The organism is Mycobacterium timonense (genome assembly GCF_025821985.1).
Taxonomy (GTDB): domain Bacteria; phylum Actinomycetota; class Actinomycetes; order Mycobacteriales; family Mycobacteriaceae; genus Mycobacterium; species Mycobacterium avium.
The window spans coordinates 519,221-545,391 of the sequence record NZ_JACKSY010000104.1; the positions used below are offsets into that span (position 1 = coordinate 519,221).

The 26,171-nt window shown below is 69.2% G+C and carries 20 protein-coding genes; 8 read left to right on the forward strand and 12 right to left on the reverse strand.

Annotated elements, in window-relative coordinates; genetic code table 11:
* Positions 1-16: 16 nt before the first annotated feature.
* A complete protein-coding gene (locus H7I87_RS25025) occupies positions 17-1,381 on the forward strand; it encodes a 3-oxoacyl-ACP reductase (protein WP_023860762.1) in 1,365 nt (454 codons plus the stop codon).
* Positions 1,381-2,223 carry a MaoC/PaaZ C-terminal domain-containing protein gene (locus tag H7I87_RS25030; protein ID WP_033727369.1) on the forward strand — a complete coding sequence of 281 codons (843 nt, stop codon included), beginning with the start codon at positions 1,381-1,383 and terminating at the stop codon, positions 2,221-2,223. The genes H7I87_RS25025 and H7I87_RS25030 overlap by 1 nt, the downstream gene beginning before the upstream one ends.
* Position 2,224: 1 nt before the next feature.
* On the opposite strand, the gene H7I87_RS25035 is transcribed toward H7I87_RS25030, so the two are convergent.
* The 3 genes from H7I87_RS25035 to H7I87_RS25045 all read right to left on the reverse strand — a co-directional run bounded on the left by H7I87_RS25035 (position 2,225) and on the right by H7I87_RS25045 (position 5,383).
* Entirely contained in the window at positions 2,225-3,478 is a 1,254-nt protein-coding gene (locus H7I87_RS25035) for a chloride channel protein (protein ID WP_033727370.1), read from the reverse strand.
* A gap of 25 nt (positions 3,479-3,503) precedes the next feature.
* Positions 3,504-4,151 (reverse strand): TetR/AcrR family transcriptional regulator, encoded by a 648-nt coding sequence (locus H7I87_RS25040; protein ID WP_033727372.1) that lies wholly within the window; start codon positions 4,149-4,151, stop codon positions 3,504-3,506.
* A gap of 65 nt (positions 4,152-4,216) precedes the next feature.
* A complete protein-coding gene (locus tag H7I87_RS25045) occupies positions 4,217-5,383 on the reverse strand; it encodes a glycoside hydrolase family 3 N-terminal domain-containing protein (protein ID WP_033727373.1) in 1,167 nt (388 codons plus the stop codon).
* A 118-nt stretch (positions 5,384-5,501) separates the two neighbouring features.
* On the opposite strand from H7I87_RS25045, the gene H7I87_RS25050 reads away from it, so the two are divergent.
* From H7I87_RS25050 to H7I87_RS25065, 4 genes are all read left to right on the forward strand, one after another.
* Positions 5,502-5,702, forward strand: coding sequence for a DUF2613 family protein (locus tag H7I87_RS25050; protein WP_023895706.1), 201 nt, complete (start codon positions 5,502-5,504; stop codon positions 5,700-5,702).
* A gap of 92 nt (positions 5,703-5,794) precedes the next feature.
* Positions 5,795-5,968, forward strand: coding sequence for a DUF2613 domain-containing protein (locus H7I87_RS25055; RefSeq protein ID WP_003874046.1), 174 nt, complete (start codon positions 5,795-5,797; stop codon positions 5,966-5,968).
* A 73-nt stretch (positions 5,969-6,041) separates the two neighbouring features.
* The gene (locus tag H7I87_RS25060; protein ID WP_033727374.1) at positions 6,042-10,223 is read left to right on the forward strand and encodes an alpha-(1->3)-arabinofuranosyltransferase; all 4,182 of its coding nucleotides are present in this window, start codon (positions 6,042-6,044) and stop codon (positions 10,221-10,223) included.
* Between the two features lie 87 nt (positions 10,224-10,310).
* The gene (locus tag H7I87_RS25065) at positions 10,311-11,768 is read left to right on the forward strand and encodes a lipase maturation factor family protein (RefSeq protein WP_023895708.1); all 1,458 of its coding nucleotides are present in this window, start codon (positions 10,311-10,313) and stop codon (positions 11,766-11,768) included.
* Positions 11,769-11,951: 183 nt separating this feature from the next.
* Here the strand turns inward: H7I87_RS25065 and H7I87_RS25070 are convergent, their stop codons facing one another.
* The 4 genes from H7I87_RS25070 to H7I87_RS25085 all read right to left on the reverse strand — a co-directional run bounded on the left by H7I87_RS25070 (position 11,952) and on the right by H7I87_RS25085 (position 17,286).
* Complete coding sequence (locus tag H7I87_RS25070) at positions 11,952-13,664, reverse strand: GMC family oxidoreductase (RefSeq protein ID WP_425270880.1); 1,713 nt, start codon at positions 13,662-13,664, stop codon at positions 11,952-11,954.
* Positions 13,665-13,969: 305 nt separating this feature from the next.
* Entirely contained in the window at positions 13,970-15,424 is a 1,455-nt protein-coding gene (locus H7I87_RS25075) for a catalase (RefSeq protein WP_033727377.1), read from the reverse strand.
* A 25-nt stretch (positions 15,425-15,449) separates the two neighbouring features.
* Entirely contained in the window at positions 15,450-16,907 is a 1,458-nt protein-coding gene (locus H7I87_RS25080) for a catalase (protein WP_033727378.1), read from the reverse strand.
* 79 nt (positions 16,908-16,986) lie between these two features.
* Entirely contained in the window at positions 16,987-17,286 is a 300-nt protein-coding gene (locus tag H7I87_RS25085) for a hypothetical protein (RefSeq protein ID WP_033710773.1), read from the reverse strand.
* Between the two features lie 547 nt (positions 17,287-17,833).
* Between H7I87_RS25085 and H7I87_RS25090 the strand changes: the two genes are divergently transcribed.
* A complete protein-coding gene (locus H7I87_RS25090) occupies positions 17,834-18,988 on the forward strand; it encodes an NAD-dependent formate dehydrogenase (RefSeq protein WP_033727388.1) in 1,155 nt (384 codons plus the stop codon).
* Between the two features lie 15 nt (positions 18,989-19,003).
* Here H7I87_RS25090 and H7I87_RS25095 read toward each other — a convergent pair whose 3' ends face one another.
* The 5 genes from H7I87_RS25095 to H7I87_RS25115 form a co-directional block, all read right to left on the reverse strand.
* Positions 19,004-20,014, reverse strand: coding sequence for an FUSC family protein (locus H7I87_RS25095; protein ID WP_063967089.1), 1,011 nt, complete (start codon positions 20,012-20,014; stop codon positions 19,004-19,006).
* Between the two features lie 143 nt (positions 20,015-20,157).
* Complete coding sequence (locus tag H7I87_RS25100) at positions 20,158-20,526, reverse strand: VOC family protein (RefSeq protein ID WP_031349392.1); 369 nt, start codon at positions 20,524-20,526, stop codon at positions 20,158-20,160.
* 40 nt (positions 20,527-20,566) lie between these two features.
* The gene (locus H7I87_RS25105) at positions 20,567-21,781 is read right to left on the reverse strand and encodes a PucR family transcriptional regulator (protein ID WP_033727381.1); all 1,215 of its coding nucleotides are present in this window, start codon (positions 21,779-21,781) and stop codon (positions 20,567-20,569) included.
* A 247-nt stretch (positions 21,782-22,028) separates the two neighbouring features.
* Positions 22,029-22,958: a LysR family transcriptional regulator gene (locus H7I87_RS25110; protein ID WP_003879129.1), complete on the reverse strand. Its 930-nt coding sequence runs from the start codon at positions 22,956-22,958 to the stop codon at positions 22,029-22,031.
* A 39-nt stretch (positions 22,959-22,997) separates the two neighbouring features.
* Positions 22,998-24,644 carry an acetolactate synthase large subunit gene (locus H7I87_RS25115; RefSeq protein ID WP_009979643.1) on the reverse strand — a complete coding sequence of 549 codons (1,647 nt, stop codon included), beginning with the start codon at positions 24,642-24,644 and terminating at the stop codon, positions 22,998-23,000.
* A gap of 80 nt (positions 24,645-24,724) precedes the next feature.
* On the opposite strand from H7I87_RS25115, the gene H7I87_RS25120 reads away from it, so the two are divergent.
* Positions 24,725-26,143: an NADP-dependent succinic semialdehyde dehydrogenase gene (locus H7I87_RS25120; RefSeq protein WP_023863102.1), complete on the forward strand. Its 1,419-nt coding sequence runs from the start codon at positions 24,725-24,727 to the stop codon at positions 26,141-26,143.
* Positions 26,144-26,171 lie beyond the last annotated feature (28 nt).

Consider the following 26,171-nt stretch of genomic DNA (forward strand, 5'->3'; position numbering starts at 1 on the left):
ACGGAAGGTAGCTCCGGTGGCTCCGAAGGTCTCGTCCGATCTGTTCTCGCAGATTGTCAATTCCGGTCCTGGATCGTTTCTCGCCAAGCAGCTCGGCGTCCCGCAACCCGAGACGCTGCGCCGCTACCGGCCCGGTGACCCGCCGCTGGCCGGGTCGCTGCTGATCGGCGGCGAGGGCCGCGTGGTCGAGCCGCTGCGGGCGGCGCTGGCCAAGGACTACGACCTGGTCGGCAACAACCTGGGCGGGCGCTGGGCCGACCGGTTCGGCGGGCTGGTCTTCGACGCCACCGGGATCACCACCCCGGAGGGCCTGAAGGGGCTGTACGAGTTCTTCACCCCACTGCTGCGCAACCTGGGTCACTGCGCCCGCGTGGTGGTGGTCGGCACCACGCCCGACGCCGCCGGCGGCACGCACGAGCGGATCGCCCAGCGTGCCCTGGAGGGCTTCACCCGGTCATTGGGCAAGGAGCTGCGCAACGGCTCGACGGTGGCGCTGGTGTACCTGTCGCCGGCCGCCAAACCCGCCGCGACGGGCCTGGAGTCGACCATGCGGTTCATCCTGTCGGCCAAGTCCGCCTACGTCGACGGCCAGGTCTTCTACGTCGGCGAGGCCGACTCCACGCCCCCGGCGGACTGGGAACGGCCGCTGGACGGCAAGGTCGCCATCGTGACCGGTGCGGCCCGCGGAATCGGCGCCACGATCGCCGAGGTGTTCGCCCGCGACGGCGCCCGCGTGGTCGCGATCGACGTGGAATCGGCCGCCGAGACGCTGGCCGAGACGGCCAGCCGGGTCGGGGGCACCGCGCTGTGGCTCGACGTCACCGCCCCCGACGCCGTCGACAAGATCACCGAGCACCTGCGCGAGCACCACGGCGGTCACGCCGACATCCTGGTCAACAACGCCGGGATCACCCGCGACAAGCTGCTGGCCAACATGGACGACGCGCGCTGGGACGCCGTGTTGGCCGTGAATCTGCTTGCCCCACTTCGCCTTACAGAAGGGCTGGTGGGCAACGGCAGCATCGGCGAAGGCGGCCGCATCGTCGGCCTGTCGTCGATGGCCGGCATCGCGGGCAACCGCGGCCAGACCAACTACGCCACCACCAAGGCAGGCATGATCGGCCTCACCCAGGCGCTGGCGCCGGAGCTCTACGACAAGGGCATCACCATCAACGCCGTCGCGCCGGGATTCATCGAGACCCAGATGACGGCCGCCATCCCGCTGGCCACCCGCGAGGTGGGGCGCCGAATGAACTCGCTGCTGCAGGGCGGGCAGCCGGTGGACGTCGCCGAAACCATCGCCTACTTCGCCAGCCCGGCGTCGAACGCGGTGACCGGCAACGTCATCCGGGTCTGCGGCCAGGCGATGCTGGGGGCATGATGAACCAGCCGAGCGGCTTGAAGAACATGCTGCGCGCGGCCGCCGGGGCGCTGCCGGTGGTGTCCCGCGGCAGCGCGCTGCCCACCCGCACGGTCACCGTCGAGGACCTTCCCATCGACCGCACCAACGTGGCCGAGTACGCGGCGGTCACCGGGCTGCGCTACCGCAACCATGTGCCGTTGACCTACCCGTTCGCGCTGACCTTTCCGGCGCTGATGTCGCTGGTGACCGGGTTCGACTTCCCTTTCGCCGCAATGGGTTCGGTGCACACCGAGAACCACATCACGCAGTACCGCCCGATCGCGGTCACCGACACCGTCGGGGTGCGGGTGCACGCGGAGAACCTGCGCGAGCACCGCAAGGGTCTGCTGGTCGATCTGGTGACCGACGTCAGCGTGGGGAACGACACCGCGTGGCATCAGGTGACCACCTTCCTGCACCAGCAGCGCACCAGCCTGTCCGACCAACCCAAACCGCCGCCGCAGAAGCAGCCCAAGCTGCTGCCGCCGCCGACCGTGCTGCGCATCACCCCGGGGCTGATCCGCCGCTACGCCGTCGTCGGGGGTGACCACAATCCCATCCACACCAACCCGATCGCGGCCAAGCTGTTCGGCTTCCCCACCGTGATCGCGCACGGAATGTTCAGTGCCGCAGCGGTATTGGCCAACATCGAAGCCGCGATTCCCGATGCGGTGCGCTACTCGGTGCGGTTCGGCAAGCCGGTGGTGCTGCCCGCGACCACCGGTCTCTACATCGACGAACACGACGGCGGCTGGGACATCGCGCTACGCAACATCGCCAAGGGCTACCCGCACCTGACCGGAACCGTCCGGGCGCTGTAGGTCAGCCGGCGTGCGTCGTAGTACGGCCCTGGGCAAGCACTTTCAGCCCGTGCGCGGCGGTCGCGGTCAGCAGGAAAAGCAGGAACAGCCACAGCGGTGGCCGGGCCAGCTCCCAGACGAAGATCGCCGCCCAGATCGGTGAGCCCTGGGTGACGGCCAGCACCCCGGCGACGCCGGCCAGCGACACCGCGGGCACGTGCAGCTGGCTCCCGGTCGCCCAATTGATCGTCAGCACCAGCGCCGCCCCGGCGGCCGCCCCGGTGGCCAGCGACGGCGTCAACAGGCCGCCGGCCCCGCCGGCGCGCAAAAACAACGCGGTCAGAACGGGTTTGAGCAGCAGGATCGCCAGGGCCGACGCCAAGGTCATGCCGCTGGCCAGGCTGACCGTCAGGATGCTGCGGCCGTTGCCGGGCAATTCGGGCCACCAATGCGAGCAGACGCCCGTCACCAGGCCGGCGCCGGCTAGCGCCGGGATGAGCGTCCAGGTCCGCATCGGGCGGGCCGGCCGGGCTACGGCCATCAACCGGTTGAAGGCCAATCCCACCGCGAGCGCCACCGGCGCCAGCAACAGCCCGTGCGCGGTCAACAGGTAGGTGGACTCTTCGACCGGCCATCGCAGGTTGGGCTGGTCGCCGGTGACGGCCGAGCCGACGGCCACCGCCACCCCGGAGGACAGGAACGCCGCGCCCACCGCCCGCAGCCGCCAGGTGCGCAGCAGGATCCGGACCGCGAACAGCGCACCGGCCAGCGGCACCGCATACACCGCGCCCAGACCGGCCCCCGCCGCGCAGGCCAGCAGGATCTCCCGGTCGCGCGACGACAGGCGTCTGAGCCATCCGATACCGAAATCGCCGAGCGCTGAAGCGAATTGGCGCGGGGCGCCCTCCCGCCCCAGCGATGCCCCGGATCCGACCAGCAGCACCTGCAGCACGGCGTCGATGCTCCAGGCGAGCCGCGGGACGCGCTCGGAGCGCGCGATCGTTTCGGCCAGCGGCGGCACGTCGGTGCGCCGCCGCAGCAGCCACCACCCCAGCCCGGCCAGCGCCGCGCCGACCATCGGGCCCAGCACGCGCCGGATCGGGCTGCTGGCGGCCACCCCGGCCAGCAGCGCGCCGAAACTGTAGTGGTAGGTGGCGTGCTGGACCACGCGCAGCACCAATGTGGTTGCCACGCCGGCGATTCCGGCGAGCACACCGACGATGATGACCGCGCAGAAGAAGTCGAGGGCGTTGCGGTCCGAGCGGGGTGCGGGCATTCGGGCCACCTCGACGACGGTAGCCCTAGCCGCCGGCGCCGGAGCGGTCCGCCTCGGGCTGGGCCGCGGCGGCTTCCCGCTCCTCGGGTGAACCCTTGAGCCCGTACCAGAACAGATCGATCATCAGCGCGGCCGCCTCGTCGACGTCGATGTCGCCGGTGGACAACCGATTGGCCACCGCCTCACCGGCGCCCACCAGGGCCACCGCCATCATCTCGTGCTCGCGGTCGGTCCGCGGGGTGCGGCTGCCCGCCCGCATCAGCCCGGCGACCAGTTCGATGATCTGCTCGCGACCCTCCCGGACCATGTGGGCGAACGCCTGCGAGCTGGTGGCCTGGGTGTACATCACGATCCAGGACGCCCGGTTGGCGTCGATGTAGCGCATGAACGACGCGATGGTGTTGCGCAGCATGTCGTTGGGGCTCTGCTGGAAATCGATGTCGGCGCGCACCGCGTCGATGAACCGGCCCAGCTCCCGGTTCAGGCAGGCGCCGAACAGGTCCTCCTTGGAGCCGTAGTACAGGTACAGCATCGGTTTGGAGATCTGCGCCTGGGCGGCGATGGCGTCCATCGAGGTCTCGTGATAGCCGTTGACCGAGAACATCTGGACCGCGGCGTCGAGCATCTGCTGCTCGCGGATGGCACGCGGTAACCGCTTGGTGCCACCCGCCATCGCTTACCTCTCCAGCCGGTCCGTTCTGAGTCAAGGGTAGGCAATGTGGTTCGGCCGCACAGCCGCTAGTGCCCGCAGGCCGGGCCGCGGCCCTTCATGGTCGCCACCCGCACCAGCGACTCGTCCACCCGCTGGGCCGGCAATTCGCCCGAGGCGACCGCCTTCTGCAGCCGGTCCAGCACCGCCGGCACCTCGTCGGTGGTGACCCACAAGGCGACGTCGACGCCGGCCAGCAGGCTGCGCAGCACCGCCTCGGAGACCCCGTACCGGTCGGAGATGGCCGCCATGCTGGACAGATCGTCGCTGAAGACGGGCCCGGTGAACGGCGGCCCCTTGTAGCCGACGCCGTTGCGCAGCAACTGCACCGCCTCGGGGCTCAGGCTGGCCGGCACGTCGCCGGTGAGCCCGGGAACCTGCAGGTGGCCAACCATCACCCCGACCGGCGGCGTCGTCACCAGGGTCCGGTAGGGCACCAGGTCGTCGTTCTGCAGGTCGTCCAACGGCGGCGTGACCACGCCACCGGTGTGGGAGTCACCCGAGCCGTGCCCGTGGCCGGGGAAGTGCTTGAGCACCGGCAACAGCCCGGCGTCGCGCAGCCCCTGCGCATACGCACCGGCGTACTCGGTGACCTTGGCCGGGTCCGCGCCGAACGAACGGTTGCCGATCACGGCGTCGTCGGGCTCGTCGCTGACGTCGACGACGGGCGCGAAATCGACGGTGATGCCCAGGTCGCGCATCTTCTTGCCGCGGTCGGCGGCCAGGTCGTGCACCTGCTGCACGGTCTGCGTCTGCGCCAGCTCGCGCGGCGACGGCGACGTCCCGATCAGGGATTTCAGCCGCGAGACCCGGCCGCCCTCCTCGTCGACGCTGACCGCCAGCGGCAACGGCCCCGCCTTGGCCGCGATGTCGCCCAGCGGGCCCCGGAAGATCGTCAGGTCCGTCCAGCTGCCGATGAAGATCCCGCCGACGTGATAGCCGTTGACGACGTTGCGCGCGTCGTCGGCGTTCTTGACACCCACCATCAGCAGTTGGGCCAGCTTGTCGCGAAGGTTCAGGGTGGCCGGCGCTGCCGGCGGGTCGACGCACACCCGCGGCGCCGGGGCAGCGGCCGGCGTGTTCGACGTCGACGAGTGCGCGGGCGGGGGTGCGGCGCGGTGAGCGCAGCCGATCATCAGCGCCGACACGGCGGCCAGCACGGCCGCGTGCGCGGCGAGGGGGCGCGACAATGCCATCGGGCCATGCTTTCACGACGGGCGTTTCGCATCCGTCCGCAGGGGGCATCGGCGGTAGGTTGCTGAGCGGGGGCTGACCAGCGCCTGGTCAGCACGCGGGTGCGGGGAGGAGCCAGCGATGACCGGTTTCACGTTGGCCGTGGCCAGCGCCGCGGTGGGGCTGTCCATCGGGGTGGCGAGCACCGTCGGCATCACCTTGGCCGCCACCAGCCACGCCGGCCACCCCGCGCCGCCGGCCAACGCCCCGGTGCACCCGCTCGGGCCCTATCAGGTGGAATACGGCGACCGCTGCTTCCACGGGCACTGCCTGCACTTGTGACCGGCGCCGGCGATTCGGCCGACCGCCGTTCTGCTAGGTTGGCGCTAGGTTGAAGTCACGACCGCCCTCCCGCAAAACCTCAGGAGTCCTCGATGAACCGGATCGTTGCGCCCGCCGCAGCGAGCGTTGTGGTTGGCCTCTTGCTCGGCGCGGCCGCGATCTTCGGCGTCACGTTGATGGTCCAGCAAGACACGAAGCCGCCACTTCCCGGGGGCGATCCGCAGTCGTCAGTGCTCAACCGGGTGGAGTACGGAAACCGTAGCTAGCGGCGAGGTCGGGGCGGCGCGGGCGGCGCCCACGGAAACGGCCCCCACCTCGTCGACGGTCTCGCGCCGGTGGTTGTGGCTGGTCGGCGCGATCGCGCTGGCGTTGACGTTCGCCCAGTCGCCCGGACGGATCTCCCCGGACACCAAGCTCGACCTGACCGCGAACCCGCTGCGCTTCCTGGCCCGCGCGACCAACCTGTGGAACAGCGAGCTGCCGTTCGGGCAGGCGCAGAACCAGGCCTACGGATACCTGTTTCCGCACGGCACCTTCTTCCTGATCGGCCATGCGCTCGGCGTGCCCGGCTGGATCACCCAGCGGCTGTGGTGGGCGCTGCTGTTGACGGTCGGCTTCTGGGGCCTGTTGCGGGTCGCCGAGGCGCTGGGGATCGGCAGCCCGGGCTCCCGGGTGATCGCCGCCGCCGCGTTCGCGTTGTCGCCGCGGGTGCTGACCACGCTGGGGTCGATCTCGTCGGAGACCCTGCCGATGATGCTGGCGCCGTGGGTGCTGCTGCCCACCATCCTGGCGCTGCGGGCCACCGGCCCGAGGTCGGTGCGCGCGCTGGCCGCGCAGGCGGGGGTGGCCGTCGCCCTGATGGGTGCGGTCAACGCGATCGCCACCGTGGCCGGCTGCCTGCCCGCGGTGATCTGGTGGGCGTGCCACCGCCCGAACCGGTTGTGGTGGCGCTACACCGGGTGGTGGCTGGTGGCGCTGGTGCTGGCCACGCTGTGGTGGGTGGTGGGCCTGGTGATGCTGCGCGCCATCAGCCCGCCGTTCCTGGACTTCATCGAATCCTCGGGTGTGACGACGCAATGGTCGTCGCTGGTGGAGATGTTGCGCGGCACCGACAGCTGGACCCCGTACGTGGCGCCGACCGCCACCGCGGGGGCTCCGCTGGTGACCGGGTCGGCGGCGGTGCTGGGCACCTGCCTGGTCGCGGCGGCGGGGCTGGCCGGCCTGGCCGGCCCCACCATGCCGGCGCGCGGGCGGCTGGTCACCATGCTGCTCGTCGGGGTGGTGTTGATGGCCGCCGGTTACAGCGGCGGGCTGGGCTCGCCGGCGGCGCACGCGGTGCAGGCGTTCCTGGACGCCGGCGGGGCGCCGCTGCGCAACGTGCACAAGCTGGGCTCGGTGATCAGGATCCCGATCGTGCTGGGCGTCGCGCAGCTGCTGGGCCGGATACCGCTGCCGGGCAGCGCGCCGAAGTCGTTGTGGCTCAGCGCCTTTGCGCACCCGGAGCGCGATAAGCGGGTCGCGACCGCGGTGGTGGTGCTGACCGCGCTGATGGTCAGCACGTCGCTCGCCTGGACGGGCCGGCTGACCCCGCCGGGGACGTTCACCGCGATCCCGCCGTATTGGCAGCAGACGGCCGACTGGCTGACCCAGCACAACACCGGCTCCCCCACCCCCGGGCGGGTGCTCGTCGCCCCGGGAGCCCCGTTCGCCACCCAGGTATGGGGCACCAGCCACGACGAGCCGCTGCAGGTGCTGGGCGCCAGCCCGTGGGGGGTGCGCGACTCGATCCCGTTGACCCCGCCGCAGACCATCCGGGCGCTGGATTCGGTGCAGCGTTTGTTCGCCGCCGGCCGCCCCTCGCTGGGCCTGGCCGATACCCTTGCCCGCCAAGGCATTTCGTATGTCGTGGTACGCAACGACCTGGACCCCGACACGTCGCGCTCGGCGCGCCCCATCCTGGTGCACCGCGCCGTCGACGGGTCGCCGGGCCTGCACAAGGTGGCGCAGTTCGGCGCGCCGGTGGGGCCGGGCACCGTGGCCGGTTTCGTCGCCGACAGCGGATTGCGGCCTCGATATCCGGCCGTCGAGGTCTACCGGGTCGACGCCGGCGGCGACGCGGGCACCCCCTACTTCGTCGACACCGACCGGATGGCCCGCATCGACGGCGGGCCGGAAGTGCTGCTGCGCCTTGACGAAAGGCGGCGGCTGCTGGGCCAGCCGCCGCTGGGCCCGGCGCTGCTGACCGCCGACGCGCGAGCCGCCGGGCTGCCACTGCCCGCCGGGGCCGGCGTCACCGTCACCGACACCCCGGTGGCCCGCGAGACGGATTACGGCCGGGTGGACCAACATTCGTCGGCGATCCGGGCCCCCGGCGACGCGCGGCACACCTACAACCGGGTGCCCGACTACCCGGTCCCCGGCGCCGATCCGGTGCTCGGCGCGTGGACGGGAGGGCGGATCACGGTGTCGAGCTCGGCCTCGGATTCCACCGCGATGCCCGACGTCGCGCCGGCCACCTCCCCGGCCGCCGCGATCGACGGGGACCCGGCGACGGCGTGGGTGTCCAACTCGCTGCAATCGGCCGTCGGGCAATGGATGCAGATCGATTTCGACCACCCGGTGACCAATGCGGCGCTCACCTTGACCCCCAGCGCCACCGCCGTCGGCGCCCAGGTCCGCCGCATTCTCATCGAAACCGCAACGGGCAGCACCACTTTGCGGTTTGACCAGCCGGGCAAGCCGCTCGCCGCGGCGCTGCCCTACGGCGAGACCCCGTGGCTGCGGATCACCGCCGCCGGCACCGACGACGGATCGCCCGGGGTGCAGTTCGGCATCACCGACTTGACCGTCACCCAGTACGACGCGTCCGGCTTCGCGCACCCGGTCGACCTGCGGCACACCGTGCGGGTGCCCGGGCCGCCGCCGGGGTCGCCGATCACGCGGTGGGAGTTGGGACCCGAGCTGCCCGGCCGGCCCGGCTGCGCCCGGGCGCCCGACAGTGTGCGCTGCGCGCCGTCGATGGAGCTGGCCCCGGAAGAGCCGGTCACCTTCAGCCGGACGCTGACGGTGCCGGCGCCGACGTCGGTCACCCCGACGGTGTGGGTGCGCCCCCGCCAGGGACCCAAGCTGGCCGACCTGATCACCGAACCGAATACGACTGTGGCTCACGGCGATTCGGATACCGTCGACGTTCTCGGCTCGGCGTATGCGGCCACCGACGGCGACCCGGCCACCGCCTGGACCGCGCCGCAACGGGTGGTGCAGCACAAGACGCCGCCCACCCTGACGCTCACCCTGCCCCGGCCCACTCAGGTCGCCGGGGTGCGCCTGGTTCCCAGCCGGGCGGCGCTGCCCGCCCACCCCACCATGGTGGCCGTCAACCTGGGCGACGGCCCGCAGGTGACCGCGGTGAAACCCGGTCAGGCGCAGACGATTCCGCTCAAACCGCGGGTGACCGACACGGTGACCATCAGCCTGCTGGATTGGGAAGACGTCATCGACCGCAACGCGTTGGGCTTCGACCAGCTCAAGCCGCCCGGGCTGGCCGAGGTCGCGGCGCTGGGCGCCGACGGCAACCCGATCGGCCCCGCCGACGCCGGCCGCAACCGCGCCCGCGAGGTCAGCGTCGGCTGTGAACGCGGGCCGGTCATCGCCGTCGCGGGCCGGTTCGTGCACACCGCGATCCACACCACCGTCGGCGCCCTGCTCGATGACCAGCCCGTCGCCGCGGTGCCCTGCGAGCGCGACCCGATCGCGCTGCCCGCGGGCCAGCAGGAGCTGTTGATCAGCCCGGGCGCCCAGTTCGTCGTCGACGGCGCCGAGCTGTCCACCCCGGCCGCCGCCGAGGCCGCCCAGCCGGTCCGGGTTGCGTCGTGGCGCGGCTGGGGTCCGGACCGCCGCGAGGTGGCGGCCGGCCCGTCGAACACCTCCCGGATCCTGGTCATCCCGGAGAGCATCAATCCCGGCTGGGTGGCGCGCACCGGCACCGGGGCCCGGCTGACGCCGATCGCGGTCAACGGCTGGCAGCAGGGCTGGCTGGTGCCCGCGGGCGATCCCGGCGTCATCACGCTGAGCTTCGCCTCCAATTCGCTGTATCGCGCGGGACTGGCCGTCGGGCTGGCGCTGCTGCCGGTGCTGGCGCTGCTGGCGTGCTGGCGCACCCGGAAACGGGGGACCCAGGACCCGCCCGCGCGGCCGTGGCGGCCCGGGGTGTGGGCGGCGGTCCCGGCGCTGGCCGCCGGGGCGGTGATCGCCGGCGCGGCCGGGGTGGCGGTGCTGGGCGCCGCGCTGGGTCTGCGGTATGCGCTGGGCGCCCGGCGCTGGGCGCGGCTCGGGATGGCGTGCAGCGCCGGCGGGCTGATCCTGGCCGGGGCGGCGTTGTCGCGCCAGCCCTGGCGCTCGGTCGACGGGTACGCCGGCCACGCGGGGTATGTCCAACTGCTGGCGTTGATTTCGCTTGCGGCGCTTACCGCCTCGGTCGTCGCGGTGCCCCGCCGGCGCGGCGGAGCCCGTCACGAATAGTCGGCCGGAGTATTGGCTACCCGTTTATCGGCTGATTGACTGGATACGCGGGTTGGTGTAGCCGCCACCGACCGAGGAGTTAGCGAGATGAGCTGGTTTTCCGCACCCGATTACTGGGTGGGCAGGCTGGTGCTCGAGCGCGGCGTCGCGGTGATTTACCTGCTGGCGTTCGTCGCGGCCGCCGCGCAGTTCCGCGCGCTCATCGGCGAACACGGGATGCTGCCGATCCCGCGGTTTTTGGCCGGGCAGTCGTGGCGGCGCACGCCGAGCATCTTTCACCTGCACTATTCGGATCGACTGTTCGCGGCGCTCTCCTGGTTCGGCGCGGCGCTGTCGGCGGCCATCGTGGCCGGAGCGGCCGACGCGGTGCCGCTGTGGGCGGCCATGCTGATGTGGCTGACGCTGTGGGTGCTCTACCTCTCGATCGTCAACGTCGGGCAGACCTGGTATTCGTTCGGCTGGGAGTCGCTGCTGCTCGAAACCGGCTTCCTGATGATCTTCCTGGGCAATGCCGAGGTGGCCCCGCCGCTGCTCACCTTGTGGATGGCGCGGTTGCTGCTGTTCCGGGTGGAGTTCGGCGCCGGGCTGATCAAGATGCGCGGCGATCCGTGCTGGCGCGATCTGACCTGTCTGTACTACCACCACGAGACGCAGCCGATGCCGGGCCCGTTGAGCTGGTTCTTCCACCACCTGCCCAAGCCCCTGCACCGGATCGAGGTGGCGGGCAACCACTTCGCGCAGCTGATCGTGCCGTTCGGGCTGTTCGCGCCGCAGCCGGTGGCCGGCGTGGCCGCGGCCATCATCGTGGTCACCCAGCTGTGGCTGGTCGCCTCGGGCAACTTCGCCTGGCTGAATTGGGTGACGATCCTGTTGGCGTGCAGCGCCATCGACGATTCGTCGGTCGCGCTGCTGCTGCCCAAGAGCGTGCTGCCGGGGCACGGTGAACCGTCGGCGTCACCGCTGTGGTTCGTCGTTGTGGTGGTCGCGGTCACCGCCGCCGTGCTGGTGATGAGCTACTGGCCGATACGCAACATGCTGTCGTCGCGCCAGCGAATGAACATGTCGTTCAACTCTTTTCACCTGGTGAACACCTACGGCGCGTTCGGCAGCATCGGCCGGGTCCGCCGCGAGGTGGTGATCGAAGGCACCGCCGACGACGACATCACCGACCAGACCGTATGGCGGGAATACGAATTCAAGGGCAAACCGGGTGGCGTGCGCCGGCTGCCTCGCCAGTGGGCGCCCTACCATCTGCGGCTGGACTGGCTGATGTGGTTCGCCGCGATCTCGCCCGGCTACGCCCAGCCGTGGCTGACGCCGTTCCTGCAGCGGCTGCTGGAAAACGATCGCCCGACGTTACGGTTGTTGCGGCACAACCCCTTCCCCGATGCGCCGCCCCGGTACGTGCGGGCACGGCTCTACGAGTATCGCTTCACCACGCCGGCCGAGCTGCGGCGCGACCGGGCCTGGTGGCATCGCACGCTGATCGGCGGCTACGTGCCGCCGCTGACGCTGTCGAAACTGACACCGCAGGACCACGGCTAGGGCAGGCATGAGCATCCAGCAGGCCGACCCGTGGCGGCGCGCTTGCCGTGATACAGCCGCGGCGTCACCACCAATGCGTCCAGGGATTCGACTGTGTAGCTAGGGATTTCAGTGTGTACTCACGGCGGGATTTCGGCCGGAATCTCGCCATGAGTACACACTCCAGGCCGAAGCCCCCGGCCCCTACTTGTACAGGTCCGTGTGGTCGGCCTTGATCGCGTCCGCGCCCTTCTCGCCGACCATGTAGACGGTGTTCTGGATGCGGCAGTCCGGGATGATCGGGAAGACGGAGGCGTCGACCACGCGAAGTTTGTTGACGCCGTGGACCTTCAGCTTGGGATCCACCACGCCTTGGTCGATGTTCTTGGACAGCCGGTTGGTGCCGCACGGATGGTAGGACGTCTGCACCCGGTCCTGGAGGGACGTTCTCATCAGCTCGTCGGAGTGCAGCGGCATATCCCACGGGTACTGGCTGATGACGAGGTCCTTGAAGCCGTCGCCCTTGGTGAGAATGTCGTAGGCCAGCCTGATGCCCTCGCGCAGGGCGATGATGTCGAGCTCGTTGGACAGGTAATTCAGGTTGATGTTGGGCTGCATGAACGGGTCGGTGCTGTTGAGTGTCACCTCGCCGCCGTCGTAGGCCGGGCGGACCAGGTCGACCATCACGGTGATGTGGTCGCCCTCCGGCGGGGTGGGGTATTGCCACTGGAACGCACTGCCGAACGCGGGAACGAAGTCGAGCTCGAAGTGCGGCTGTCCCTCCGGCGAGAAGGGGTCGAGCCCGCCGTTGGCGGCCTTGGCCTCACGGTAAATCGGATCCCGATCCAGGTATTCGTCCACGCGGGGGAAGCCGATCATCTCCAGCAGACCGGAGCCCAGCGGACCCTGGTGGTCCTTCTGGTAATCGGCAACGGCGGAGTCGTGCTTCGCACCGGGGCGCAGGTAGTCGTCGATGGCGTAGCCCTCCTTGATCCGCAGCACGAACGGGACGCCCGGGTGATCGAACAGGTGCTGGCCGACATGGCGAGAGTCGACGACCACGGGGATGCCGTGCTTGGCCAGCTCGCGCCCGGGGCCGATACCGCTGAGCATCAACAGCTTCGGGCTCTCGAAAACACCCTGGGAGAGGATGACCTCCCGGTTGGCGTAGAAGCTGCGCTCGGTGCCGGAGGCGTCGATGACGGTCACACCCTTGCAGGTGCGGTCGGCATAGTCGATGATCAGCCGCTTGGACCGAACCTCGGGCAGGATCGTGATGTTGGGCCGGTCCTTCACGAACAGGTAGCTGCCGGAACGCACACCCCGATAGATGGTGCTGACCGCGTGGGTGAGGCCATTCATCTCACCGTCGTAGATGTTCTCCGTCACCGGCAGGCCCCGCGACTTCCACGCCTGCGCGACGACGTCGCGGAAGGGCTGCAACTCGGGGATGTTGTTGTGCGAGATGGGCAGCGGACCGCCGGCGCCGATCCGCTTCATGTCGGGCGAGAACGTCCCGTGGTCGTCGTGATAGGTGGCGCTCTTGCGCAGGTAGGGAAGCAGCGGCTGCCAGGTCCATTCCGGGCCACCGTATTCCGCCCACCGGTCGTAGGTCGGCTTGCAGCCGGGAATCCAGCTGAAGTAGTTGGCCGCGGAGCTGCCGCCGAGGATCTTGCCCCGGGTCTCCTGCTTGTCGATGCGCTGCCAGACGCCACGGTCGACGAACTTGGCGAGGTAATCCCAGTCGTACGGGCTGTGGCGCAGCTCCATGGCCGTTCCCGGGGTGTTCACCCCGTCAAGCTCCCAGGGGTTGCCGACACCGGCCTCGACGACCAGGACGCTGACAGTTCGGGTTCTCGGCGAGGCGTCCGGCGACGACGTTACCCGCGGTGCCGCCCCCGACGACGACGAAGTCAAAGTGAGCCCCTTCGGCCACATTTGGTTGCGCGTGTGACATGATTTCCTCCTCGAAAACTCGGGTGTTCAGCGGGCCGCACCGCACGCGTGGAAACCCTCGTTGCCTACCGGGATACGGATTCCGGACCCGCAGTTAGCAGCATGTTCGGGCGCCGCGTTGAACTCCATGTAGTTCACTCCGTAATTCGGCCGAAATTCCCGCCGCGCTTTGGTGGTCGCTACAAGCGCGCCGCCGACGCGGCTCCCCCGGGCGCACCGGCGCGTGATTCGTTGCGCTGCAAACGAATCAGGGCCTCGCGATGCGGTCAGCTGTTGAGATTGGCGCGAACGCCTTCTTCGACCTTCCTGCCGATGTCGGGGTCGACGTGGCGCCAGTACGCGAAGACACGGGACAGTACGGGTTCATTCACCCCCGCCGAGACGTGACCAACGATGTTGTGTACCAGGCGTTCCCGTTGCGCATCGTCCATCACCTGGCGCACCAGAGTGCCGGCCTGGCCCCAGTCGTCATCGTCGCGGCGCAGCGTGTACGCCGCGCGCAGCATCTGCCCGTCGGCGGCCCAGTGCACCTCGCCGGCCCGTGCGGGATCGGCCTGCGGCCCGCCCGCGGAGTTGGGCGCATACACCGGGTCGGCGGTGTTGACAAACCGCATCCGGCCGTCCTTGGCGTACGAGCGCACCGCACACCGGGCGGCGTTGACCGGGAGCTGGTCGTGGTTGACCCCGATGCGGGCGCGGTGCGCATCGGGGTAGGCGAAACTGCGGCCCAACAAGAGCCTGTCGGGGCTCAGCCCGGTGCCGGGCACCAGGTTGCTCGGCGCGAAGGCGGCCTGCTCGACCTCGGCGTGGTGATCGGTGACGTTGCGGTCCAACGTCATCGTGCCGACCTCGATGGGTGGGTAGTCGGCGTGCGGCCACACCTTCGTCACGTCAAAGGGGTTGAAGCGGTATGTTTTCGCATCGGCGAACGGCATCAACTGCACCTGCAGCGACCAGCTCGGATACTCCCCGCGCTCGATCGCCTCGTACAGATCCCGGATGCAGTAGTCCGGGTCGGTGCCGGCCAGCCGCCGACCCTCTTCCTGGGGCAACCATTGGATGCCCTGGTCGGTTTTGAAGTGATACTTCACCCAATGGATCTCGCCGGCCGAATTGACCCAACTGAACGCGTACAGGCCGAAGCCGTTCATATGCCGAAACGTCCTGGGGATGCCCCGGTCCCCCATCACCAGCGTCACCAGATGCGCAGTCTCGGGACAGCTCGTCCAGAAATCCCACACCATGTTGTGGTCGTGCAGGTCGTTGTCCGCGCGGCGACCCCCGGCGCGAATCAGGTTGGGAAACTTCATCGGATCCCGGATCGCGAAGACCGGAACGTCGCTGCCGACGAGGTCGAAATTGCCTTCGGTGGTGTAAAACTTCACCGAAAACCCGCGGTTGTCGCGCGCCGTGTCGGCACTGCCACGCTCGCCGCTGTTGCCCGACGAGAAACGGGCGAACACCTCGGTGACCGCACCCGGCTGCAGGAAGGCCGCCTTGGTGTACTCACTCGCATCGGCCGTCACCTCGAAGCGCCCGTACGCCCCGGCGCCCTTGGCGTGCGGCTGACGCTCGGGCACCCGTTCCCGATTGAACGCCGCCATCTGCTCGACGAGGTAGGAATCCTGCAGCAGGAGCGGCCCGTCGGGGCCCACCGTCAAGGACAGTTCGTCACTGGGCGCCGGCGCACCCGCATTCGTGGTCGTATGGTTCTCCGCCATATCGTGCGGTCCGGCGGCTTCCGGCTCACCGGCCGAGGTTGGCGGCTCGGATGCCGTCTTCCACCCTCTTGCCGACGTCGGCGTCGATGTTGTACCAGTATTCGACGACGCGAGACAGCACGGGTTCTTTCACGCCGTCGGTGACATGGTGAACGATGTTGTGCACCAGTCGTTCCCGCTCGGCGTCGTCCATCACGTCGCGCACCAGGGCGCCGGCCTGGCCCCAGTCGTCGTCGTCTGGTCGCAGCGTGTAGGGCGCGCGCACCATCATTCCGCCGTCGACGGCCCATTTCACCACGGACGCCCGGTCGGGATCGGCCTTCGGCCCGCCGTAGGAGTTGGGCGCATACACCGGGTCGGTGGAGTTGACGAAGCGCATCTGTCCGTCCTTGGAATAGCTGCGCACCGGACACCGCGGGGCGTTGACCGGAATTTGGTTGTGATTGGCCCCGACCCGGTAGCGGTGCGCGTCGGCGTAGGCGAAACTGCGCCCCAGCAAAAGCTTGTCCGGGCTCAGCCCGATCCCGGGCACCAGCGCATGCGGCGCGAAGGTCACCTGCTCGACCTCGGTGTGGTGGTCGGTGACGTTGCGGTCCAGCGTCATGGTGCCCAGATCGATGAGCGGATAGTCGGCGTGCGGCCACACCTTGGTCACGTCGAACGGGTTGAACCGATACGTCTTGGCGTCCTCGAACGGCATGATCTGCACCTTCACCGACCAGCTCGGATGGTCCCCGCGCTCGATCGCCTCGTACAGATCCCGGATGCAGTAGTCCGGGTCGGTGCCGGCCAGCCGATCGCCCTCTTCCTGGGTCAACCATTCGATGCCCTGGTTGGACTTGAAATGAAACTTCACCCACGAGATCTCGCCGGCGGCGTTGAGGAAGCTGAAGGTGTGCAGGCCGAAGCCGTGCATGTGACGAAACGTCTTGGGAATACCGCGATCGCTCATGATCATGGCCACCTGGTGCGCCGACTCCGGGGAGAGCGTCCAAAAATCCCACTGCATGTTGTGGTCACGGCAGTCGTTGTTCGCGCGGCGTTTGGCCGAGCGGACCATCTGCGGGAACTTGATCGGGTCCCGGATGACGAAGACCGGGAAGTCGAGGCCGACGAGGTCGAAGTTGCCCTCGGTGGTGTAGAACTTCACCGAAAACCCGCGCGTGTCCCGCACGGTGTCGGCGCTGCCGCGCTCGCCGGCGTTCCCTGACAGCCGCACGAACACGTCGGTCTTGGTGCCCGGCTGAAACACGGCGGCTTTGGTGTAGGCGCTCAGGTCATTGGTGACCTCGAACCGGCCGAACGCGCCGGTCCCCTTGGCGTGCGGCTGGCGCTCGGGGACCCGCTCGCGGTTGAACGCGGCCAACTGCTCGATGAGATAGAAATCCTGCAGCAGTACCGGGCCATCGGGACCCAGCGTCAACGACAGTTCGTCGCTGGGCGCCGGGGCGCCCGCATTCGTCGTCGTGAAATTCTCCGTCATCAGTGTCCTCCCTAGCTCGAAATCAGTGGGCAGTCAAAGAAATTCGGCGGCCCCGCCGCCGTCGTCGACGAGCGGTCCGCTACTGGAACTTTCGATACGAATCGAGGTCTGCCTGTTCGAACGACCGCGCGAGCTGCTCCCCCTTGTCGGTGAGTTGCATCCACGCGGCGTACATCCATTGCTCGGGATCGTCGTAGTGCTTGAGGTAGACGTGGGAGATCTTGTGCATCGATCGCTCCAGCGGCTGGTCCCAGGCGACGAATCGTTCACCCTCGGTGGCCACGCCGCCCAGATGTTCGCCCACCATCACCTGGGCACCCAGCCGGACCAGCCCATCGCTGACCAGGGAGCGGATGACCGCCAGGGTTTCGTCTTGCACTTCCGACGGCGCCGCGCCCGGATGGCGTTGCCGGACATGCCAATCCACGGCATTGAGATCCACGGGCTGACCCAGGCCGTCGAGCAGCAGCCCACGGCGCACCATCTCGCGCGGCGAGACTTGATCCTCAGCTTGCATCTGCGCATCAGCTCCTTGCCGTGGCCGGGCGTGCTGTAGTCGACTCTGCGCTCGGCACGCTCGGATGTCATCGGAGGCGATTCCAAGCCGTCGCGTCGATTTCTCGTCCGGCTTTGGTGGCCGCTACAAGCGGATCCCGGGGCGGCGCCCCGGTTGGTGCTCGCCGCCGAGACCCGCAGCGCAACCCCGCAGCTGCGGCACGATAGGTTTGCAGGGCCCATAAATACGGATCGGAACGCTTGTGGTGTCTGCTAAAGCGGTGTGGGAAATCGGCGGGAAACTTTGGAACCGACTCCGTTGCCACCCGGCCGCATCGCGCGAACGCTGATATGCGGTACGGCGCCGCGCGTGGCTGCCGGCCGTTGAGTCGTCCGGTCCCTGCCAGACGCAACCCATGGAGGAGGAGCCAGTGGCTAAGTGTGTGATGGTGCTGTACCCCGATCCCGTTGACGGGTATCCGCCGAAGTACGCCCGCGACAGCATCCCGGTGATCCACAGCTACCCCGACGGCTCGTCGCTGCCGACGCCGTCAAAGATCGACTTCACGCCCGGTGAGCTGCTCGGCTGCGTCTCCGGTGCCCTGGGGTTGCGCAAGTTCTTCGAAGACGGCGGGCACGAGCTGGTCGTGACGTCGGACAAGGACGGCCCGGACTCGGAGTTCGAGCGGGAACTGCCCGACGCCGATATCGTGGTCTCCCAACCTTTTTGGCCCGCCTACATCACCAAGGAGCGGTTCGCCAAGGCGCGCAACCTCAAGCTGGCGCTGACCGCCGGCATCGGGTCGGACCACGTGGATCTCGCCGAGGCGCAGGCGCGGGGGGTCACCGTCGCCGAGGAAACCTGGAGCAACAGCATCAGCGTCGCCGAGCACACGGTGATGCAGATCCTGGCGTTGGTGCGCAACTTCGTCCCGTCGCACCAGTGGATCCGCGACGGCGGCTGGAATATCGCCGACTGTGTGCAGCGGTCCTACGACGTGGAGGGCATGGACGTCGGGGTGATCGCCGCCGGCCGGATCGGGCGCGCGGTGCTCGAGCGGATGAAACCCTTTGGGGTGAACCTGCACTACTTCGATGTGCACCGGCTCTCGCCGGAGTACGAGAAGCAACTCGGCGTGACGTATCACCCCGACGTCGAGTCGCTGGCCCGCTCGGTGGACGTGGTGTCGATCCACTCGCCGCTGATCGCCCAGACCCATCACATGTTCAACGAGAAGCTGCTGAAGTCGATGCGGCGCGGCTCCTACATCGTCAACACCGCCCGCGCCGAGGAGACCGACCACAAGGCGATCGTGGCGGCGCTGGAGAGCGGTCAGCTCGCCGGCTACGCCGGCGACGTGTGGTTCCCGCAGCCGCCGCCACCGGATCACCCGTGGCGCACCATGCCCAATCACGCGATGACGCCGCATATCTCGGGCTCCAGCCTGTCGGCGCAGGCCCGCTACTGCGCCGGGACCCGCGAGATCCTCGAGGACTGGTTCGCCGGCCGCCCCATCCGCTCGGAATACCTGATCGTCGAGGGCGGCAAGTTCGCCGGGACCGGGGCCAAGTCCTACGCGCAGTAGGCATCACGAGCGAAGTCAAGAACGATGTGGGCCGATGGCCTGTTGCAGTTCGTCGATGCACGCATCGATGACGACGGCCACGCTGGCCGGGCTGCCCGCGGGTAGCGCCGCGCTGTGACGGCGCGCGGACTCGGCATGTGCGGCAGCGGTTTCCGGGTGGCCGGTGGCCAGCGCGGAGACGGCGTCGCGCAGGTCGTCGACCGCGGCGCGGAACGCTTCGGCGTGCGGGCCGCCGGGGATGCGCACCGACGTCAGGGTCCGCGCCAGCTGCAACACCGAGCTGCCGAACAACCCGACGTGCACCGCCTGGCGGTCGGCAGCCCCGACCGCGCCGCGCAACGGCCACCGGCGCGGGCAGACGCGCGCCAATTGCCTTGCGGTGCCGCGGGCTTCGATGAGACTCGCCGAGCACCGCTGCAGCCGGTCGGCGGCGGCCAGCGCCCAACCCTGATCCGGTGACGCCGAATCGGCTCTGCGACAACAGATCTGGGCCAGAATGTCGTGCAGCGCGGTCAATAGTTCGCCGGATGCGTCGTGCAGGACCGCGAGCGGATTCTTGGGAAACAGCAGGATGCTGAACACCACCGCCAGTCCGCCGCCGATCAGCGCGTCGTACAGCCGCTCCACCCCGAGCCCGGTGTGCGGGAACGCCATGATCAGGATGGCCGAGATCACGCTCTGGTTGACGAACATCGATCGCTGGGTGCTGAAGCTGCGCGCAATCAGCACCGCCAGGGTCAGCGAAAGCATCACGGCCGCACCCATGCCGATGGTTCCCGCGCCGAACACGGCCAGCACGACGGTGCCCGCCCCGATCCCCAACGCCACGCCGATGATCATTTCGACGGCCAGTTCGGCGCGCACCCGATTGGTCATCCACAAACACACCGCGGCGGCGATCGGCGCGAAGAAGGGCTCCCGGTGGTCGAGCACGTCGTGGGCGAGGTACCAGGCGAGGCCGGCGGCGACCGTGGTCTGCGCGATCGGCCACAAAGTCCGTCGCAGGCGCCGCGCAAGGTCCGGCATCGTCGGCTCCTCCCGTCACGACAGTGTCCCCTCGAAGCGAGGGCGCCGGCTACGGAGCGGCCGCCGGGATTGTCACGGACATCGGGGCACCCGTTTGGGAACCGCTACAAACGCTAAGCCGCGTCGGTTCCCGGGCCGGGACGTCATCGAAGCTTCTGTGCGAATTCGATGACGTTGCCGTCCGGATCGGCGATGTGCAGCGTCCTTTCCCGCCAGGGCCGGTCCACCGGTCCGCTGAGGATCTCGACGCCGAGCCCCCGCAACCGCGTCGCTTCCTCGTCCACGTCATCGACCAGAAAACCGATCTCGCCGCACGGCGCGCTGCCGCCCTCGCGACCGATCAGCTCGGGAAGCTTGGAGCGTTCGAAAAGCGAGAACTTGGTGTTGGGCATCTCGAACTCGACATAGCCGTCGCCCTCGATGCGCACCTCGAGCCCGATCACGTCCCGGTAGAACGTCACCGACCGCTCCAGTGACTCGACATATTGGATGACGTAGTCCACGCGGCGCATGGCATCCACCGTATCGGCTCGCGGCCCGTCCTCGGGACCGCTACAGGCGCATCGCCGCCAGCTCGAGAACCCACCACACTTCGGTGACCACCTCGGTGTCGCGCAGGCTGGCGCCGGTCAGCTCCTCGAACCGCGCCAGCCGATACCTCACGGTGTTCTGATGGACGAATAACCTTGTCGCCGTGCGCTCCACGTGCATCCCGCACGCCAGGTACGTCCGGACCGTAGCAATCAGTTCACGGCTCGAACCGCCGACGGACAGCGGCTCCAGGTAGCGCTTCCGCAACAGCTCGCCGACGTCGGCATCGATCGCGACGGCCGTGCGCAGACCCAGCGCGGCGATGTCGTAGGCGCCGCGCAACCCGCAGGCCTCCGCGGTTACCAGCGCGCGCGCCGCCATCCGGTAGGACTCGCTCAACCGCGTCAGCGGCCTCGGGGGGCCGAAACCCACGACACCCTCGACGTCGCGGGGCGGCTCGATCAGGAAGCCGGCGAGGTCGCCGTCGAGCAGGGCGCACAGACCGCGTCGACTGTGCGCCGGGTCCTGAAAACCCAGCGACTGCTCCAGCCGGAGATGGGGGCCGTCGCCGCCCAGGCGGGCGCGAACGGCCACATACTCGGCGCCGGGGTCCAGCCCACGCAGCTCGGCGTGCATGCGCAGCTCGGCGACCGGGAGCGAACCCATCAGCGCACCCCGAACGAACTCCGCGTCACTCTCCTCGGCCTCGAGGGCCAGCGCGCGTTCGGTCCGCCGGTGCGCTTTGGCCGAGGTCGCCATGGCGATGTCGGACCATGCCAGTGCCGACTGAACGAGTTCCAGCACCCGCGCATCGTCGACGCCCAACCGTCGCGCCGCCTCACGCGCGCACTCCACCACCACCTCGACGCCGATCCGCCAGGCGCGCAGCATGTCGTCGACGGGTACGCCGTCGCGCGCCCGCGCCTCGCAGATCGCGGCGAGGCCCGCGATCTGCGGCTCGTGCAACGCCTCGCGCCCGCCGACGGCGGACCGCAAGACCCACTCGAGCTCGGCCTCGAGTGCCTCGTCGGCAACCGAACGGTAGACCGGAAGCCGGGACCGAATGACGCTGCGGACGCGACCGACCACCGCGGCGTGGTCGTCGAGCAACGCGCCGACGAGTCGGGAAACGGAGTCCGGCCGGATCGTTTGGGCGCCTTGGGATTTGGACACCGCAACCAGCGCGGAAGCGGAATCGCCGTCGACGCCGTTGACCGGCGCCCGGAAGTCTTTCATCGTGCGGCCCCGCGATGGGTCGAGCGGTGGGGCGAGGTGGTGCCGTCTTCGGTGTTCGCGGCGACCACCGAATCGCGGCACGGCACGCGCCGGCAGTGGTTCATGGTCTCTCCTGAGGTGAAATCGGCCCTGCGGCCGGTGGATTCGTCGCTTCCGAAGCACTTTCAGTCTCGCGCGCGGTCGCCGGGGGTGTCCAAGACGTAGTTCCGACCGGGTGATAGGCCCGGCCGATCACGGCCGGTGGCTGCTAGCCCGCGGAGTATCCGGGCGCGGCTTTGCGCAACACGTCATTGATGCCGGCGCCCCGCGCGGTCTGCACCAACGCGCGGGTCAGCACCGAGCCCGGCTCGGTGGCGCTGGTGACCAGCGCGACCGTGGCGGTGACGGTCGGGTTCTCCAGCCGCAGGATGCGCGCGCCGGCGGGCGGGCGCAGCGAGTGGATCCAGGTCTGCGGGATGATGCTTGCCCACCGGCCGGTGCCGACGTGCGCCAGCAGCGTGGCGACGGAGTCGGTCTCGAGCTGCGGCGTGACCGTGAGCTCCAGCGCGGCCAGCGCGTCGTCGATGAGCCGGCGGCCGCGCATGCCCTGGTTCAGCAGGCACATCGGCAGCGTCAGCGCGTCGGACCAGCTGATGGTCTCCGACGGGTCGGGGAGCAACTCGGCGCCGGCGATGAGCACCTGCTGCTCGGTGTAGAGCGGGGTGACCAGCAGGTCGGCGACATCCTGCCGGTCGGGGTAGAGGACCCCGGCGTCCAGCTCGAACCGGCGCAGTCGCTGCACGATCTCGGCCGACCGCAGGCTGGTCTCGAGCTGCACCCGCACCAGCGGATGGGCGGCGCAGAAGGGATCGGTGAGCAGGGCGACGATGCTCGAGGCCGCCGGGATGACGCCGAGACGCAGCTCGCCGGTCAGGCCGGTCTGCAGCGCGGCGACCTCCTGCTTGAGGGCGTCGTGGTCGGCCAGGATGCGCCGCGCCCACAGCACCAGCCGCTCGCCCTCGGGCGTCAGCCCTTCGAACTTCTGCCCGCGACGCACCAGGGGCACGTTGAGTTCCTGCTCGAGCTTGCGGATGGCCTCCGAGAGCGCGGGCTGGGACACGTAGCACGCGCGGGCGGCCCGCGCGAAGTGACGCTCGGAGGCGAGCGCGACGAAGTACTCCAGCTGACGAAACAGCATCAGCCCATTGTCAATGACCGTCGCTGCCGCGGCGGCTTTTCACAGCGTTTCGTCGAGCTCACCGAGGCGGTTGGTCAGCCGCAGGTTCTCCGAGTAGTCGACCGGGCAGCTGATCAGCGAGACGCCGTCGTCGTCGAGCGCGGCCCGCAGCGTCGGCAACAGTTCGTCGGCATGAGAGATGCGATATCCCTTGGCGCCGAAGCTTTCTGCGTAGGTGACCACGTCGGGGTTGGCGAACTTGACGTAGTAGTGTGCGCCGAGTTCGAGGTCCATCTTCCATTCGATCAGGCCGTAGCCGCCGTCCTCCCAGATCAGCACCACCAGCGGGATGCGTTCGCGCACGGCGGTCTCGATCTCCTGGGAGTTCATCAGGAACGCGCCGTCGCCGACCACGGCCAGCACCTTGGACTGCGGCTGGGCGAGCTTCACCCCGAGCGCCCCGGGCAGGGCAAAGCTCATGGTGGACAAGCCATTTGAGATCAGGCAGGTGTTGCGCTCGTAGGTCGGGTACAGCCGGGCCATCCACATCTTGGTGGCGCCGGTGTCGACCAGCACCACGTCGCTGCGGCCCAGCGCCGCCCGGGTGTCGGCGACCACCCGCGCCGGCGCCAGCGGATAACGCGAATCCTGTTGCCCGCGCGCGAATTCGTCGGTCAGCAGCCCGGAGCCGGGCACGTCGGCGGCGTGCTCGAAACGGTGACCGGACAGCGCGTCGGTCAGCGCGTTCAGCGAATCGCTGATGTCGCCGATGATGCCCACGTCGACCGAGTAGTGCGCGTCCACCTCGGCCGGGAACCGGTGCATGTGGATGATCTTCTTGTCGGCCTGTGGGTTGATCCGGACCGGGTCGAACTCCTGCAATTCGTAGCCGACGGCGATGACGGCGTCGGCGTGGTCGAACCCGAAGTTGACGTAGTCGTGCCGCATGAAGCCCAGCGTGCCGATGCTGTTGGGGTGGTCGTCGGGCATGACACCCTTGCCGTGGAAGGTGTTGGCCACCTGGATGCCGAACTCCTCGGAGAAGCGCACCAGCGCCTTGGTGGCATCGGCGCGCGCCGCGCCGTGCCCGGCCAGCACCACCGGTCGCTTGGCGTTGCGCAGGATCTGCGCGGCGCGTTCCACCTGGCGCGGCGACGGGGCGTCGGGCCGGACCACGTTGCGCGGCAACGGCCCCAGGTCGTAGTCGGTTTCGTCGGCATCGATGTGTTCGGGCACCGCCAGATACACCGCGGCCGGGCGCTCGGATTCGGCGAGTTTGAAGGCCTTGCGCACCATCTCGGGGATGGCGCGCGCGGTCGGGATGCCGGCCGCCCACCGGGTGATCGGGGCGAACATCGACACCAGGTCGACGTATTGATGCGACTCCTTGAACTCCCGGTCGTGACCCACCTGCGCGGAGATGGCGACCAGCGGGGTGCTGTTGGTGGTGGCATCGGCGACCCCGAGTTGCATGTTGATCGCGCCGGGCCCCAGCGTGGCCGACACCACCGCCGCCCGGCCGGTGACCCGTCCGTACATCTCGGCCATGAAGGAGGCGGCCTGCTCGTGCCGGGTCAGCACGTAGCGGATCGGTGAGGCGGCCAGCGCCTGCACGAAGCGGATGTTCTCCTCGCCGGGCAGCCCGAACACGACGGAGACCCCCTCGTTTTCCAGGCACTTGACGATCAGCTCAGCGGCTTTGCTCATCCGACACCTCCCGTTGGCCACGATAGTGGCAGGCTGGAAGTCGGACGTTTCACCAAGCACGCAGACGAAGGAGGGCCAGCGTGCCCATCGCCACCATCAACCCCGCAACCGGCGAGACGGTCAAAACCTTCACCCCGGCCAGCGATGCAGAAGTCGATGCCGCCATCGCCCGCGCCTACGAACGCTTCCTCGACTACCGCCACTCCACCACGTTCGCCCAGCGCGCCCAGTGGGCCAACGCCACCGCCGACCTGCTCGAGGCCGAGGCCGACGAGGTGGCCGCCATGATGACGCTGGAAATGGGCAAGACCCTCAAGTCGGCCAAGGCGGAAGCGCTCAAGTGCGCCAAGGGTTTTCGCTACTACGCGCAGAACGCCGAGCAGCTGCTGGCCGACGAGCCGGCCGACGCCGGCAAGGTCGGCGCGGCCCGGGCGTACATCCGCTACCAGCCGCTCGGTGTGGTACTGGCCGTGATGCCGTGGAACTTTCCGCTGTGGCAGGCGGTGCGGTTCGCCGCGCCGGCGCTGATGGCCGGCAACGTCGGCATCCTCAAGCACGCGTCGAACGTGCCGCAGAGCGCGCTGTATCTGGCCGACGTCATCACCCGCGGCGGCTTCCCCGAGGGCTGCTTCCAGACCCTGCTGGTGCCGTCCAGCGCGGTCGAGCGCATCCTGCGCGACCCGCGGGTGGCCGCGGCCACCCTGACCGGCAGCGAACCGGCCGGCCAGTCGGTGGCGGCCATCGCCGGCGACGAGATCAAGCCCACCGTGCTCGAGCTCGGCGGCAGCGACCCGTTCATCGTGATGCCCTCGGCCGATCTGGACGAGGCCGTCAAGACCGCGGTCACCGCCCGGGTGCAGAACAACGGCCAATCCTGCATCGCGGCCAAGCGGTTCATCGTGCACACCGACATCTACGACGCGTTCGTCGACAAGTTCGTCGAACAGATGAAAGCGCTGAAGGTCGGCGACCCCACCGACCCGGCCACCGACGTGGGCCCGCTGGCCACCGAGTCGGGCCGCGACGAGATCGCCAAGCAGGTCGACGACGCCGTGGCCGCGGGCGCCACGCTGCGCTGCGGCGGCAAGCCGCTCGACGGGCCCGGCTGGTTCTACCCGCCGACCGTGGTCACCGACATCACCCAGGACATGGCGCTGTACACCGAGGAGGTGTTCGGGCCCGTCGCGTCGATGTACCGGGCCGCCGACATCGACGAGGCCATCGAGATCGCCAACGCCACCACCTTCGGGTTGGGGTCCAACGCCTGGACCAACGATGCGGCCGAGCAGCAGCGCTTCATCGACGACATCGAGGCCGGCCAGGTCTTCATCAACGGCATGACGGTGTCCTACCCGGAGCTGGGGTTCGGCGGCGTCAAGCGGTCCGGCTACGGCCGCGAGCTCGCCGGCCTGGGCATCCGCGCGTTCTGCAACGCCAAGACCGTCTGGATCGGGTCGTCGAAGAGCGGCGACGCCGGCGGCGGCTCGAAGGTCGAGTGACCCGCCGAGCAGACGTGAAATCCCCCGA

What these genes read in the sequence shown, in the direction of transcription:
- H7I87_RS25030 (WP_033727369.1), top strand. Translation starts at nt 1,381, where the DNA reads ATGAACCAGCCGAGCGGCTTGAAGAACATGCTGCGCGCGGCCGCCGGG.
- H7I87_RS25035 (WP_033727370.1), bottom strand. Translation starts at nt 3,478, where the DNA reads ATGCCCGCACCCCGCTCGGACCGCAACGCCCTCGACTTCTTCTGCGCG.
- H7I87_RS25040 (WP_033727372.1), bottom strand. Translation starts at nt 4,151, where the DNA reads ATGGCGGGTGGCACCAAGCGGTTACCGCGTGCCATCCGCGAGCAGCAG.
- H7I87_RS25045 (WP_033727373.1), bottom strand. Translation starts at nt 5,383, where the DNA reads ATGGCATTGTCGCGCCCCCTCGCCGCGCACGCGGCCGTGCTGGCCGCC.
- H7I87_RS25050 (WP_023895706.1), top strand. Translation starts at nt 5,502, where the DNA reads ATGACCGGTTTCACGTTGGCCGTGGCCAGCGCCGCGGTGGGGCTGTCC.
- H7I87_RS25055 (WP_003874046.1), top strand. Translation starts at nt 5,795, where the DNA reads ATGAACCGGATCGTTGCGCCCGCCGCAGCGAGCGTTGTGGTTGGCCTC.
- H7I87_RS25065 (WP_023895708.1), top strand. Translation starts at nt 10,311, where the DNA reads ATGAGCTGGTTTTCCGCACCCGATTACTGGGTGGGCAGGCTGGTGCTC.
- H7I87_RS25075 (WP_033727377.1), bottom strand. Translation starts at nt 15,424, where the DNA reads ATGGCGGAGAACCATACGACCACGAATGCGGGTGCGCCGGCGCCCAGT.
- H7I87_RS25080 (WP_033727378.1), bottom strand. Translation starts at nt 16,907, where the DNA reads ATGACGGAGAATTTCACGACGACGAATGCGGGCGCCCCGGCGCCCAGC.
- H7I87_RS25095 (WP_063967089.1), bottom strand. Translation starts at nt 20,014, where the DNA reads ATGCCGGACCTTGCGCGGCGCCTGCGACGGACTTTGTGGCCGATCGCG.
- H7I87_RS25100 (WP_031349392.1), bottom strand. Translation starts at nt 20,526, where the DNA reads ATGCGCCGCGTGGACTACGTCATCCAATATGTCGAGTCACTGGAGCGG.
- H7I87_RS25105 (WP_033727381.1), bottom strand. Translation starts at nt 21,781, where the DNA reads ATGAAAGACTTCCGGGCGCCGGTCAACGGCGTCGACGGCGATTCCGCT.
- H7I87_RS25110 (WP_003879129.1), bottom strand. Translation starts at nt 22,958, where the DNA reads ATGCTGTTTCGTCAGCTGGAGTACTTCGTCGCGCTCGCCTCCGAGCGT.
- H7I87_RS25115 (WP_009979643.1), bottom strand. Translation starts at nt 24,644, where the DNA reads ATGAGCAAAGCCGCTGAGCTGATCGTCAAGTGCCTGGAAAACGAGGGG.